The organism is Nocardia higoensis, from assembly GCF_015477835.1.
In the GTDB taxonomy this organism is placed as follows: domain Bacteria; phylum Actinomycetota; class Actinomycetes; order Mycobacteriales; family Mycobacteriaceae; genus Nocardia; species Nocardia higoensis_A.
The window spans coordinates 667,760-680,250 of the sequence record NZ_JADLQN010000002.1 but is presented as its reverse complement, the minus strand read 5'-3'; the positions used below and the strand labels follow the sequence as shown (position 1 = coordinate 680,250).

Here is a 12,491-nt window from a genome sequence, read left to right as displayed (position 1 = left end):
ATGGGCGACGACCGGACCACGGCCGTCGGGCCGCGCTGCCCGCATCGGTGCGGGACTCACGGCGCGGAACTCATGAAGCGGAACTCATGAAGACGCCGGAGCACCGTCACGAAGCGTTGCGCACCACTGCCCCACCGTCCCCGCCGCTCCAATCGTCCCGCGCCCCTCGCCCGTCCGTTGAAGGGAGGTGAACATGCGAACGTCCCTCGGCATCTCCGCCGGAAACGAAGTCGTCTGCTCGGCGTTGGTCGCCACCGCCGCCAACGGCGCCAAGAGCTTCGACTACCGCGTCGTCTCGGCGGACGCCGCTCATTCCGACATCGGTGATCTCGTCGCCTCCTCGATCGACCTGATGACCACCCAACTTCCGGTGACCCCGCCCGGGCACGATGCCGCATGGCCCACCCGTTCGACCGGTGTCCGGCGCGCCGGCGAACACGACACCGCCACGCCCGCGCCCGCGCAGCCGCCGACCAGCGTCGCGGTCGCCTACCGCAGCAAAGAGCAGGCCCAGGTCATCCGTTCGGCCATCGGTAGGCGACGGGAACTCGAACTCGTCCCCGAGGCGAAGGCGGCGCTGATCTACCTGCGCCACACCGGCCTGACCGATCGCTACGACACCATCGCCCTGGTCGACCTCGGCGCCACCGGCATGAGCGTGACCGTCGCCGAACAGGCCGACGACACCGTGCTGCACTCCCAGCGCACCCACGCGATCAGCGGCACCGCCATCGACGAACTCATCTACCACCACCTGGTCGACCTGCACTTCGCCCGCCGCGGCACCCGTCCGAACCGGGCCATGCTGATCAATCGCGGACGTGCCGCCAAAGAGCATCTGTCGGTGGCGCCCGCCGTCACGATCGACCATGTGGCGGGCCGTCCGCTCAAGCTCACCAGGGCCGACTTCGAGGTGCTCATCGGCGGCCTGCTCGCCGACACCGCGGCCTACGTCGCCGCGGCCTTCGCACGCTCGGCGCGCGCGCCGGAGGCGGTGGCCCTCGTCGGCGGCGGCGCCAACATCCCGTCGCTGGCGCACACCCTGGGACGCAAGCTCGAACTCCCGGTGATCACCGTGGACGATCCGGAAGCCGTGATCGCCAAGGGCGCGGCGCTCGTCGCCGACGCCGCGCAGCCGACGGCGGCTCCGGTCGGTCAGATCGGCACGGAGTCCTCGGCGAGCACGTTCACCAAGGTGGCGGGCGTGCTCGCGTGTGCCGTCGTGGTGGTGGGCCTGATCATCGGCTACGGCATCAAGACTCTCGTGCCGACCGCCGACAACGAGGTCTCCCCGGCCGGCACCACCAGCAGCGCCCGCCTGCCCGCCACCCCGACGACCACGGCCACACCGACCCTCGCCGAGCCGAACGCCACCCGGCCGCCGACCGGCGCAACGGCCGTCGGCCCCGCGCCCGGAGTCGTCCCCGAAAGCCCGACGACACCGCAGACAACCACCCCGGACGCGATCACGCCGGACCCCACCGGATCCCTCGTGCCCAGCACCCCGCCGACGCTGCGGCCCGATCCGAACCTGCCCCCGATCCCGTTCCCCGAACTGCTGGGCGACCTGCTGGATCAGCAAGCGCCCGAACAGGGCCCGGCGTCCCAGGAGCCGGAACGGCAAGGTCCCACCACCCCGCCCACGATCACCTCGCCTGCGCCGAGCACACCGCCCCAGTCCCCCGCCAGGACCCGATTCCCCTTCCCGCCCGCCGAATCCGGTTCGGCCGCGGACAGCTCCACCGGCGAACAGCGCATCGCCTAGCGTGCTCCAGCGCATACGTCTCATCGACCCATTCCGGCAGGGGGACACATCCCCTCCTGACCGGCGGCCCATCGCGCCGGGCCTCCACCTGAACCGGTGACACCCTGGCCGAGGTTCATGGCCGAGGCTCACTATCACCTCCGCCGTGAGAACCGGTCGGGCGAACGACCGCGGTTCAGCAGATCTGGCTGACCGACACCGGTAGACCGGGATCGCTGGCGACGGTGAGCGACGAAGGCTGTGCCCCACCGGCGATCACATGCGCGCCCAACGCGGCGATCATCACCCCGTTGTCGGTGCACAGCCGCGGCTTGGGCACCCGCAGGGTGATGCCCGCCGCGGCGCAACGCTCTTCGGCCAATGACCGAATCCGGGAATTGGCGGTGGCGCCGCCGCCGAGCACCAGGGTGTCGACCCCGACGTCCTGCGCCGCGCGCACCGCCTTCATGGTGAGCACGTCGGCCACCGCTTCCTGGAAGGAGGCGGCGATATCCGGGATCGGCAGCCGATCGGGTGTGATGCCCTCGCGCTGCGCGGCTTCGACATAGCGGGCCACCGCGGTCTTGAGGCCGGAGAAGGAGAAGTCGTGGCGAGCGTCGCGCGGCCCGGTCATGCCGCGCGGGAAGGCGATCGCGCGCGGATCGCCGCTGCGCGCGGCCGCGTCGAGCGCGGGCCCGCCGGGGAAGCCGAGCCCCAGCAGCCGGGCGACCTTGTCGAAGGCCTCGCCAGCCGCGTCGTCGACGGTGCTGCCGAGTTCGACGATCGGTTCGGCGAGATCGGTCACGTGCAGCAGGTGGGTGTGGCCGCCGGAGACCAGCAGCGCCACGCACGGTGGCATCGGACCGTGTTCGAGGGTGTCCACGGCCACATGGCCGCCGAGATGATTGAGCGCGTAGAACGGCACATCCCACGCCGCCGCATAGGCTTTCGCGGCCGCGACGCCTACCAGCAGCGCACCGGCCAGACCGGGGCCGATGGTGACCGCCAGTGCGTCCGGCGCGACTATGCCCGCCGCCGACAGTGCGCGCCGCATCGCGGGCACGATCGCCTCCAGGTGGGCGCGTGAGGCGATCTCAGGTACCACGCCGCCGAAGCGGGCGTGCTGATCGACGCTGGAAGCGACCTCGTCGGCGAGCAGTTCGCAACTGCCGTCCGGATGCCGCCGGACGATGCCCACCCCGGTTTCGTCGCAGGAGGATTCGATACCCATGACGATCACGACAACACCTCGTCGGTCTGGCTCGCGCGCCATTCCCGGCCCTGCGCGGTGAGTTCCGGCCTGCGCATGGTGTAGGCGTCGGCGCCGCTGGGGTGGTAGTAGTTCTTGCGCAAGCCGATGATGTGGAATCCGTGCTTGGCGTAGAGCGCGATGGCCGGCGCGTTGTCGGTACGCACCTCCAAGAACACCGGGCCGCCGCGTTTGCCCGCCTCGGCAAGCAGCGCGTTGAGCAGCAGGGTGCCGATGCCGCCGCGATGGCAGTCGGGATCGACTCCGATGGTGTGCACTTCGGCTTCGGGATGTTCGCCGTCGCCGAGCAGGGCGATGCCCGCGTACCCAACCATCCGGCCGGTGCTGTCGCGGGCGGTGATGTAGCGGTTGTGCGCTCCGGCGAGCTCGGAGTGGAAGGACACCGCCTGCCAGGGATCGTCCTCGGGGAAGAGCAGGTGCTCGAGCTCGACACAACGCGCGATGTCGGCCTCGGTCATCGGCACGATGCTGATGCCCGCGGCGCCGAGGCCGGGAACAGCGAGATCGGGAGCAGCGATGCCGGGAACGCTGAGGTCGGGAACGCTGAGGTCGGCGTCGCCGCCCGGTGATTCGGTCACCGTCACGCTCCCGTCCGGTCGAGCGTGCGGAAGGCCTTCTCGACGGCGTCGGGCCTACGCAGATACAACGGTGTCAACGGATCGGGCGCCGCACCCGCGAGCAGCCGGTCGGCGGCGACGCGGACCAGTCCGGCCGGCGAGGGCGTCTCCACCGGGATCACCGGCAGATCGAAGTAGTCGACGTGCGAAGCGGATCCCGCGACCGCACCGGCGCCTTCGTGGTCGAGGTCGGCGGGCTTGATCACCCCGGGCCCGTCGATGCGAACTCCGTCACGGTAGCGGGCCCAGTACACCTCGCGTCGGCGCGCGTCGGTGACCACCAGAAGTTCCCGAGCGGCGGGCAGATCGGCCGCTTCGGCCACATCGGCGGCGATCGCGTCGAGACTGCACACCCCGTGCACCGGGAGGCCGAGCGCGTCACCGAACGCCGCCGCGGTGGCCATCCCCACGCGCAGCCCGGTGAACGGGCCGGGGCCGATGCCGACGACGACGGCCTCGATATCGGTCCTGGAACGTCGTGCCTCGTCGAGACATTGGAGGATCTGCGGGGTGAGTACCTCGGCGTGGGCGCGCGCGTCGACGGTGATCCGCGAGGCCAGTGTGCGTGACCCGGCCGCGTCGGCCGAACCGTCCGCGGCCTGTCCCAGTTCCACCAGTCCCGCGGTGACGGCGGGGGTCGCGGTGTCGACGGCGAGTACAAGCATGATTGACCCCACGATACCGGGTGGTAGCTCGCGTCTTCGCGCAGCATCGGGCTGTGGCGGAAGACCGGCGAGCCGGGGCGTCCTCGGCGGCGCCCGCCCGGTCAGCCGATCCACTCCCAGACCGCGGTACGCACCTCCGAATCCGGTTCCCTGCGCAGTTCCACCCGCAGATGACGTTCGCTCAGATGCTCGACCACGCCGCGCCCCCATTCCACGACCACCACCGCCTGATGCAGTTCGGTATCCAGATCCAGCGCGTCCAACTCGTCGAGGTCGCCGCCGAGCCGGTAGGCGTCCACGTGTACCAGCGGCACCGGCGGGGCGCCCGCACGCGCACCGGCGCGGTGCAGCCGGGCGATGATGAAGGTGGGGGAACTCACCCTTCCCTGTACGCCGAGCCCCGCGGCGATGCCCCGGGTGAGCGCGGTCTTACCCGCGCCGAGGGGACCGTCGAGTACCACGAGATCGCCCGCCGAGAGATCGGCGGCGAGTTCACGGCCCAGCGCCTCGGTATCGGCGACGGTCGGCAGGTTGCGTTCGTGCCGCTCTGTCACGGCTGCTCTCCGTTCCCGTCCTCGATGTCGACACGGGCGACCCGCCGTGGGTCGCCGCCGGCGTCGAGCCTACCGGTGTCCTCGGGCGCCCTTCGGCGGTCCCCGTGTCCGCCTGCGGAACCGGCCCGGGCGCGTGCGAGGTCAGCTGCCCTGCCGAAGCCGCATGTCCTCGTCGAAGATCCCGGCGCGAACCAACAGGTCGTCGAGCGCGTCGTTCACCTGGTCGGGGTGTTGCAGGTGCGGCATGTGCGCGGCGTCACGGACCCGGACCAGTTCGCTGTCGGGCAGCGCCTCGGCCAGCAGGCGCGAGTGACCGAACGGGATCACCACGTCGTTGCTGCCGCCGAGCACCAGCACGGGGGTGTCGGCCAGCGCGGGCAATGCGGCCGATTCGTCGTGCAGGCGGATGGAATCGAGGAACTTCACGATCGTGTCGATCGAGGTGCGGTCGATCATCCGGGTGGTGAATCGCGACAGCGCCGGACTGACCGGGCCGTGGAAGGAGGTGACGTGCAGCAGCGGGGTGATCACGTGCCGCGCGGTGGTGCGTCCTGCCTGCACGAGCGCGGGGGCGAGGTGCGCGAACAGCCGGAAGCCGTCGATCGCCGGATTACGCAGCAGCTGGGTCACCCCCATCGAGGTCACCTCGGCCGCCGTCGTGGAGATCAACGCGACCGCGCGGATCCGGGTGGTGAACAGCTCCGGGAACCGGGACGCGGCGGCGAGCACCGCCATGCCGCCGAGCGAATGGCCCACCAGCACCACCGGCCCGCTCGGCGCGACCTTCTCGATCACCGCGCCCAAGTCGCGACCCAACCGCCCGACAGTGCAGGTGCCCGCCGCGGGCACCCCGGAGTGACCGTGCCCGCGCTGGTCGAAGAAGACCAGCCGCACATCCGGCCCCCAGCGTCGGGGCAGGTCACGGCGCTGGAAGTGGAACGAATCCATCGTGTTGCAGAAGCCGTGCACGAATATGACGGTGGCCGCGGCGTTTTCGTGCCCGTGGGTGCGCACCGCGAGCCGCACGCCGTCGGCGGTCCTGACCCAGCTCGCCGGATCGCTGTCGAACAGGGCGAAATCCTCGTTCTCATAGTCGTCGGGGAGCCGCGAATGCAGCACCCACTGACCCGCCCGGCGCAGCGCGTGCGCCCCGGCGAGCGCACCGACCATGATGGCGGCGGCCAATCCTCCGCGTCCGACAACGGAGCGTCGTGACCTCATCGGATGCATCCCCTCAGCAGACTGATTCCGAGTCCAGCACAGCACCCGACCGGTCGGCAACCGATTCGACACACTTCACGAACCGGCTCCGATGTGACGTCGGCTCACCCGCCCACGTGGCGCGCAGACCACCTCGTAGTGAATGGTGCCGAGCCGATCCGCCCACTCCTGGGCGCTGGGCACCCCCGCGCCCGCACCGAACAGCACGGCGGTGTCGCCCTCTTTCACCCCGGCCTCGTTCTCCCCGAGATCGACGATGAACTGATCCATGCAGACCCGGCCCACATTGGGGCGGCGAGCACCGCCCAGCCACACGTCGAAATGTCCGCTGAGCAGCCGGAACACGCCGTCGGCGTACCCGGCGGGCACCAGCGCCACGGTGGTGTCGCGCGGGGCGGTCCACTGGTGCCCGTAGGAAACACCCTGGCCCGCGGCGACCCGCTTCACCTGCGCGACCGAGGCTTGAAACGTCATGGCCGGGCGCAGACCGAAGTCGCCGAGTTCGGGCACCGGGCTCAATCCGTAGACGGCGATGCCGGGCCGCACCATGTCGAAGCGCAGATCCGGCCGAGTCATGGTCGCCGCCGAGTTGGCGATATGGGTCACCTCCGGGCGCAGGCCGTGCGCCGAGGCGGTGGCGATCGCCGCGACGAACCGCTCGCGCTGTTCGTCGAGGAAGGCGTGCTTGGGTTCGTCGGCGTGGGCGAGATGGGAGAACATCCCGCGTAGCCGGACCACCTTCTCCTCGACCAGTTCGCTCGACACCGCCAGGGTCGCGGGCAGCTCCGCCTCGGCGATGCCGTTGCGATTGAGCCCGGTGTCGATCTTGAGAGTGATCGTGGCCCTTCGGCCCACGGTGCGCGCCGCCGCCGCGACCGCCCGCAGCTGCGCCATGCTCGACACGGCGATCTCGACGTCGGCGGCGATTCCCGCGGCGTAGTCGGTGTCCTCGGTGTGCAGCCAGCACAGGATCGGCGCGGTGATCCCCGCCTCGCGCAACCGCAGCGCCTCCGGAATCGTCGTCACACCCAGTTCGCGAGCCCCCGCGGCCAGCGCCGTGCGTGCCACCTCCACCGCTCCGTGGTTGTAGGCATCCGCCTTCACCACGGCCATCAGTGCCGCGGCACCGGCATGGTCGCGCAGAACTCGGACGTTATGGGCGATCGCGTCGAGATCGACGACAGTTTCCACCTGGGCACTCACAGCCCCCGATCCTGCCACTCGTTGCCCCGAAAGTTATGGGCACCCCGTCTCGCCGGATCGAGAACAGGCAGGTCACAGGGATGTTCCCGAAAAGAATCACGAACGATTCTCGTTGCGGCCCTGATCGATCCGATCCGCACCAGTCGATCGGGGGCGAAAGACGGCCCACCGGCGACGGCGCCGCTGATCACTCGGGGCACGCGGACGCGCCTTCGGCGAGCGCACGCAGGTTCGCGATCGCGGCGGGCACGTGTGCCAGCAGTGGGGAGGCGGAGACCGGCGCGCCGACCGGGCCGTGCTGGTGGGCGGCCAGGGCAGCGGCGAGGGCGTGGGCCCGTGCTGCCGACGCGGCGGCCTCGGCCGGATCACGACCGGCGGCCAGCAGCGCGCCGATGATTCCGGAGAGCACGTCGCCCGCACCCGCCGTCGCTGCCCAGGATCCGCCCGCTTCGTTGACCAGCACCGGCTGTCCCGGCTGGGCGACCAGGGTGGCGCGGCCCTTGAGCAGCACGGTGACTTCCCAGCGCTCGGCGAGGTCACGGACCGCGGCGACGCGGTCGGGGCCAGGTTCGCGTCCGGTCAGCCGGGCGAACTCACCTGCGTGCGGGGTCAATACGGTGGGTGCGGTACGGCCGCGCAGCAGTTCGGGTTCGCGCGCGAGCAGGGTCAGGCCGTCGGCGTCGATCACGACCGGAACCTCGGTGGCGAGGATCTCGACCAGCCGTCGGCGCGCGTCCGCGTCGGTGCCCGCGCCGGGGCCGAACACCCAGGACTGCACCCGGCCGGTGGTGGCGATGTCTCCGGTGGCGATCGTCTCGGGGAAACGCGCGAGTACTTGTGCCGTGGCGCTGCCGGCGTAGCGCACCATCCCGGAGGTGGCCGCGACCGCGCCTCCCACCGAGAGCACCGCCGCACCGGGATAGGTCGCGCTGCCCGCGCAGACGCCGGTGACGCCCTGGGTGTATTTGTCGTCGGTAGCGGCGGGCACAGGCCACCGCGCACCCACCCGCGCGGGCGAGAGCGCCGCCAGCTGCGCCGGTGGCAGACGTAATCCGATGTCCACCAACTCGATTCGGCCGCACCACGGCGCGGCCAGCGCGTGCACGGGCTTGTAGGCGCCGAAGGTCACCGTCACCGCCGCGCGCACCGCGGGCCCGGCGATCGCACCCGTGTCCGGGTCCACGCCGCTGGGCAGGTCGACCGCCACGATCGGCGCCGCCACCCGCGCGATCACGTCCGCGGCCGCGGGGCGCAGCGCCCCTTTCCCACCGATACCGACGATGCCGTCGACGACGAGATCCGGGTGACCCGGCTCGCCGCCCACCCGGCCACCCGCCCGGCGCAACGCGGCGAGTCCCGCGGTGTGCGCCCGCTCGGGCTCGAGCAGGATCGCGCGCACGGCGACCCCGCGTCCCCGCAGTTTCGCCCCCGCCCACAGCGCGTCGCCGCCGTTGTCACCCGCGCCGACGATCAATGTCACCGACCGCCCGGCCACCCCACCGGTACGCTCCCGCAGTTCGGCGGCCACCACCCGGGCCAGCCCGTGCGCCGCCCGCTGCATCGGCACTCCGTCCGGCACGCGCGTGAACAGTTCCGCTTCGGCGGCACGGATATCGGCTACACCGAAGTAGCCGCGCGCGGATAAGCGAGAAGAATCTGACAGAACGGACATCTACGCTCGCCTCCCACGATCGGCCGGACCGTACATCGACGCGCCGCCCCACACGACACGTGCGTCCGGACCCTACCCGGCCGCCCACTACGCTCGTCCATCATGCCGATCCTGCACCGTCCCAGCCGCGCGCGTGTGATCGCCGCGCTCGTCCTGACCGCCTCGGCGGTCCTCGCCGGCTGCGGTTCCGGCGACACCGACCCGGTGCCCGCCACCGCTTCGACCTCCGTCTCCGGCGGCACGGGCGCCCCGGTCGACCCCTCCCGGACCGCGGGCGCCGCGGCCGTCACGGTGAACGTCGACGACATGGCCTTCTCCCCGGCGAATGTGTCCGTCCGGGTCGGCGATACCGTGACCTGGATCTTCGCCGACAGCGTGCCGCATTCGGTCCAAGGCATCGGCGACAAGGCGATGGGCATCAACAGCCCCATCCTCACCGCGGGCGAATGGAGCTATACCTTCACCGTGCCCGGCGAGTACCGCTACCTGTGCAGCCTGCATCCGGACATGCGCGCAACGGTCACGGTCGAGTAGTCGTCCTGGTTCTTCGCCTGGGCCGGTGTCACCGGGCGGGTCGCCGCCGACTCGGCAGCGCTGGCGGTCCCCTGGGCGGGCCCCCGTGGGTCGCAGGCCGCTCATCTCGAAGCGCGGCTTCGGGACCGGCCGGTCTACTCGACGGTGACGGACTTCGCCAGGTTGCGCGGCTTGTCGACGTCGTAGCCGCGTGCCTGCGCGATCTCGGCCGCGAAGATCTGCAGCGGCACCGTCGAGAGCAGCGGCTGGAACAACGTCGGCGCGGACGGGATCTCGATGAGGTCGTCGGCGAACGGACGCACCGTGTCGTCGCCCTCCTCGGCGATCACGATGGTGCGCGCGCCGCGGGCCTGGATCTCGCGAATATTGCTCAGCAACTTGGAGTGCAGCACCGCCCGGCCCTTCGGCGACGGCATCACCACGATCACCGGCAACCCGTCCTCGATCAGCGCGATCGGGCCGTGCTTGAGTTCACCGGCGGCGAAGCCCTCGGCGTGCATGTAGGCCAGTTCCTTGAGCTTGAGCGCGCCCTCGAGTGCCACCGGGTAGCCGACGTGGCGACCGAGGAACAACACGGTCGGCACCTGCGCGAGTTCACGGGCGATCGCCCGCACCTGCGGGGCGGTCTCGAGGACCCGTGCCACCAGCTTCGGCATCGCCTCGAGTTCCTGGAACTCGCGGGCGACCTCGTCGGGGTACTTGGTGCCCCGCGCCTGCGCCAGCGCCAGGCCGACGAGATAGTTCGCCGCGACCTGTGCGAGGAAAGCCTTGGTGGAGGCCACGCCGATCTCCGGGCCGGTGCGGGTGTAGAGCACCGCGTCGGATTCGCGCGGGATCTGCGCGCCGTTGGTGTTGCAGATCGCCAGCACCCTGGCCTTCTGCTCCTTGGCGTGGCGCACCGCCTCCAGCGTGTCAGCGGTCTCGCCGGACTGCGAGATGGCGACCACCAGCGTGGAGCGGTCCAACACCGGGTCGCGGTAGCGGAACTCGCTGGCCAGCTCGACCTCGACGGGCAGACGTGTCCAGTGCTCGATCGCGTACTTCGCCAGCAGGCCCGCGTGGTAGGAGCTGCCGCAGGCCACCACGAACACCTTGTCGAACTCGCGCAGTTCCTGATCGGCCAGACGCTGCTCGTCGAGCACGATGCGCCCGCCCGATTCGTCGGTGGTGAAATGCCCGATCAGCGTGTCGGCGACAGCGGTGGGTTGCTCCTCGATCTCCTTGAGCATGAAGTAGTCGTGGCCGCCCTTCTCGGCGGCGGCGATGTCCCAGTCGATCGTGTACGGCCGGGTCCGCACGCCGTCGGCACGCCCGGCGAAGTCGGTGACGGTGTAACCCTCGGCGGTGATCACCACGGCCTGGTCCTGGCCGAGCTCCACCGCTTCGCGGGTGTGCTCGATGAACGCGGTGACGTCGGAGGCGATGAACATCTCGCCCTGGCCGACACCCACCACCAGCGGGGTGTTGCGACGCGCCGCGACGATCATGTCCGGGTGGTCGGCGTGCGCGAACACCAACGTGAACGCGCCCTCCAGCCGACGCAGCACGGCCAGCGCGCTGGCCGTGAAGTCGCCCGCGGTCGGGCCTTCGGCATAGGCCCGAGCGACGAGGTGGACCGCGACCTCGGTGTCGGTGTCGCTGAGCAGTTCGACCCCCGCGATCTCGAGTTCGCGGCGCAATGGGGCGAAGTTCTCGATGATGCCGTTGTGCACCACCGCGACCTTGCCGTCGGCGGCCCGGTGCGGGTGCGCGTTGCGGTCGGTAGGTGCGCCGTGGGTGGCCCAGCGGGTGTGCCCCATACCGGTGCTTCCCGCGAACGCGCCCGGCCCGGACTCGGCGAGTTCGGCCTCCAGATTCGCCAAACGGCCCGCTTTGCGTTCGACCGCCAGCGAGCCCACGCCGTCCAGGATCGCGACGCCCGCGGAGTCGTATCCGCGATACTCCATGTGGCGCAACGCGTCAACGACGACGCCGAGCGCGTCCCGGTACCCGACGTAGCCAACGATTCCGCACATGGCTCCCCAGAGTACTTATCGGATAACGTTCACGTCGTGTCGGTGTCTGTGAAAGAGCTTCTGAGCGCCCTGACCCGTCGTGGCCCGCACCGCGTGCTGCGCGGCAACCTGGGAATCGCGGGCCAGCCGGGTGTCGTCTACACCCCGGAGAGTGGGCGCGGGCTGCCCGCCGTCGCCTTCGGTCACAGCTGGCTGACCGGCGCCGCCCGCTACCGCGAACTCCTCGAGCATCTCGCTTCCTGGGGCATCGTGACCGCCGCCCCGGACACCGAGCGCGGCCCGATCCCGTCGCATCTGGGTCTGGCCACCGACCTGCTCACCACCCTCGACATCTGCACCGGCGTCCGCCTCGGCGACGGCACGGTCACCGTCCACCCGGACAAGCTCGCCCTCGCCGGTCACGGCATGGGCGCCGGCGCCGCCGTACTCGCCGCCGCCCAGCGCGACGTCGCCGCCGTCGTCCCCCTCTTCCCCGCTCCCACCGCGCCCGCCGCGGAGTCCCTGGCGGGCCGGATCCGGACCCCCGCCCTGCTGATGGCCGGGACCGACATCGCAGGCGTCAACTCCAACGCCCTGCCCTTGGCCAGGGCCTGGTCGGGTCCGCTCATCCTCCGCCGCCTCGACGGCGCCACCCACAACGGCCTCATCGAGGGACGCCACGCGCTGTCCACCCTCGGCGCGGGCAAGCACGAGCCCAAGACCCACCGCACCACCCGGGCACTGCTCACCGGCTATCTGCTGCACACCCTCGCCGAAGACAAGAAATACGCCCCGTTCGCCGATCCGGAGGCCGACATCCCCCGGACCACCGTCATCGACCCGCACGCTCCCGTCGAGGAGAAGGCGACCAAGCCCAGCCTGTCTTTGGGCACCTTGCGCCAACTGGTCCGCTGATCCGGCTCCGCCGCGCCGTCGTCGCCGCGAAGAACGCCCGATCCGCACCCATTCGGCACACACCGCCATCAACGACACTGTCGGCGATCCTGCCGAGCCCAA

11 protein-coding genes are annotated in these 12,491 nt (G+C 71.0%); 3 read left to right on the top strand and 8 right to left on the bottom strand.

Annotation, left to right across the window (positions count from 1 at the left end):
• The first annotated feature begins 193 nt into the window (after nt 1-193).
• Complete coding sequence (locus IU449_RS17025) at nt 194-1,765, top strand: Hsp70 family protein (RefSeq protein WP_195003036.1); 1,572 nt, start codon at nt 194-196, stop codon at nt 1,763-1,765.
• A 175-nt stretch (nt 1,766-1,940) separates the two neighbouring features.
• Here IU449_RS17025 and tsaD read toward each other — a convergent pair whose 3' ends face one another.
• The 7 genes from tsaD to IU449_RS16990 all read right to left on the bottom strand — a co-directional run bounded on the left by tsaD (nt 1,941) and on the right by IU449_RS16990 (nt 8,946).
• Nucleotides 1,941-2,984 (bottom strand): tRNA (adenosine(37)-N6)-threonylcarbamoyltransferase complex transferase subunit TsaD, encoded by a 1,044-nt coding sequence (gene tsaD, locus IU449_RS17020; RefSeq protein WP_195003035.1) that lies wholly within the window; start codon nt 2,982-2,984, stop codon nt 1,941-1,943.
• On the bottom strand, nt 2,981-3,472 hold the full coding sequence (gene rimI / locus IU449_RS17015; protein ID WP_195003255.1) for a ribosomal protein S18-alanine N-acetyltransferase: 492 nt from the start codon (nt 3,470-3,472) through the stop codon (nt 2,981-2,983). Before rimI ends, tsaD begins: the two co-directional genes overlap by 4 nt.
• A gap of 122 nt (nt 3,473-3,594) precedes the next feature.
• Nucleotides 3,595-4,296 carry a tRNA (adenosine(37)-N6)-threonylcarbamoyltransferase complex dimerization subunit type 1 TsaB gene (tsaB, locus tag IU449_RS17010; RefSeq protein ID WP_195003034.1) on the bottom strand — a complete coding sequence of 234 codons (702 nt, stop codon included), beginning with the start codon at nt 4,294-4,296 and terminating at the stop codon, nt 3,595-3,597.
• 101 nt (nt 4,297-4,397) lie between these two features.
• Nucleotides 4,398-4,850 (bottom strand): tRNA (adenosine(37)-N6)-threonylcarbamoyltransferase complex ATPase subunit type 1 TsaE, encoded by a 453-nt coding sequence (gene tsaE / locus IU449_RS17005; RefSeq protein ID WP_195003033.1) that lies wholly within the window; start codon nt 4,848-4,850, stop codon nt 4,398-4,400.
• 141 nt (nt 4,851-4,991) lie between these two features.
• Nucleotides 4,992-6,071 (bottom strand): alpha/beta fold hydrolase, encoded by a 1,080-nt coding sequence (locus IU449_RS17000; protein WP_195003032.1) that lies wholly within the window; start codon nt 6,069-6,071, stop codon nt 4,992-4,994.
• Nucleotides 6,072-6,146: 75 nt separating this feature from the next.
• Nucleotides 6,147-7,292 carry an alanine racemase gene (gene alr, locus IU449_RS16995; protein WP_195003031.1) on the bottom strand — a complete coding sequence of 382 codons (1,146 nt, stop codon included), beginning with the start codon at nt 7,290-7,292 and terminating at the stop codon, nt 6,147-6,149.
• A gap of 169 nt (nt 7,293-7,461) precedes the next feature.
• Nucleotides 7,462-8,946, bottom strand: a complete 1,485-nt coding sequence (locus IU449_RS16990) for an NAD(P)H-hydrate dehydratase (RefSeq protein ID WP_195003030.1) — start codon at nt 8,944-8,946, stop codon at nt 7,462-7,464.
• A 102-nt stretch (nt 8,947-9,048) separates the two neighbouring features.
• Here IU449_RS16990 and IU449_RS16985 point away from each other — a divergent pair, with 102 nt between their 5' ends.
• A complete protein-coding gene (locus IU449_RS16985) occupies nt 9,049-9,480 on the top strand; it encodes a cupredoxin domain-containing protein (protein ID WP_195003029.1) in 432 nt (143 codons plus the stop codon).
• A gap of 134 nt (nt 9,481-9,614) precedes the next feature.
• Here the strand turns inward: IU449_RS16985 and glmS are convergent, their stop codons facing one another.
• Nucleotides 9,615-11,495, bottom strand: coding sequence for a glutamine--fructose-6-phosphate transaminase (isomerizing) (gene glmS / locus IU449_RS16980; protein WP_195003028.1), 1,881 nt, complete (start codon nt 11,493-11,495; stop codon nt 9,615-9,617).
• A 36-nt stretch (nt 11,496-11,531) separates the two neighbouring features.
• On the opposite strand from glmS, the gene IU449_RS16975 reads away from it, so the two are divergent.
• The gene (locus IU449_RS16975; protein ID WP_195003027.1) at nt 11,532-12,389 is read left to right on the top strand and encodes a hypothetical protein; all 858 of its coding nucleotides are present in this window, start codon (nt 11,532-11,534) and stop codon (nt 12,387-12,389) included.
• The last annotated feature ends 102 nt before the right edge of the window (nt 12,390-12,491 follow it).

Excerpts from the sequence above, each read along its gene's own strand:
- IU449_RS17025 (WP_195003036.1), top strand. The coding sequence starts at position 194 with ATGCGAACGTCCCTCGGCATCTCCGCCGGAAACGAAGTCGTCTGCTCG.
- rimI (WP_195003255.1), bottom strand. The coding sequence starts at position 3,472 with ATGACCGAGGCCGACATCGCGCGTTGTGTCGAGCTCGAGCACCTGCTC.
- tsaB (WP_195003034.1), bottom strand. The coding sequence starts at position 4,296 with ATGCTTGTACTCGCCGTCGACACCGCGACCCCCGCCGTCACCGCGGGA.
- IU449_RS17000 (WP_195003032.1), bottom strand. The coding sequence starts at position 6,071 with ATGAGGTCACGACGCTCCGTTGTCGGACGCGGAGGATTGGCCGCCGCC.
- IU449_RS16990 (WP_195003030.1), bottom strand. The coding sequence starts at position 8,946 with ATGTCCGTTCTGTCAGATTCTTCTCGCTTATCCGCGCGCGGCTACTTC.
- IU449_RS16985 (WP_195003029.1), top strand. The coding sequence starts at position 9,049 with ATGCCGATCCTGCACCGTCCCAGCCGCGCGCGTGTGATCGCCGCGCTC.
- glmS (WP_195003028.1), bottom strand. The coding sequence starts at position 11,495 with ATGTGCGGAATCGTTGGCTACGTCGGGTACCGGGACGCGCTCGGCGTC.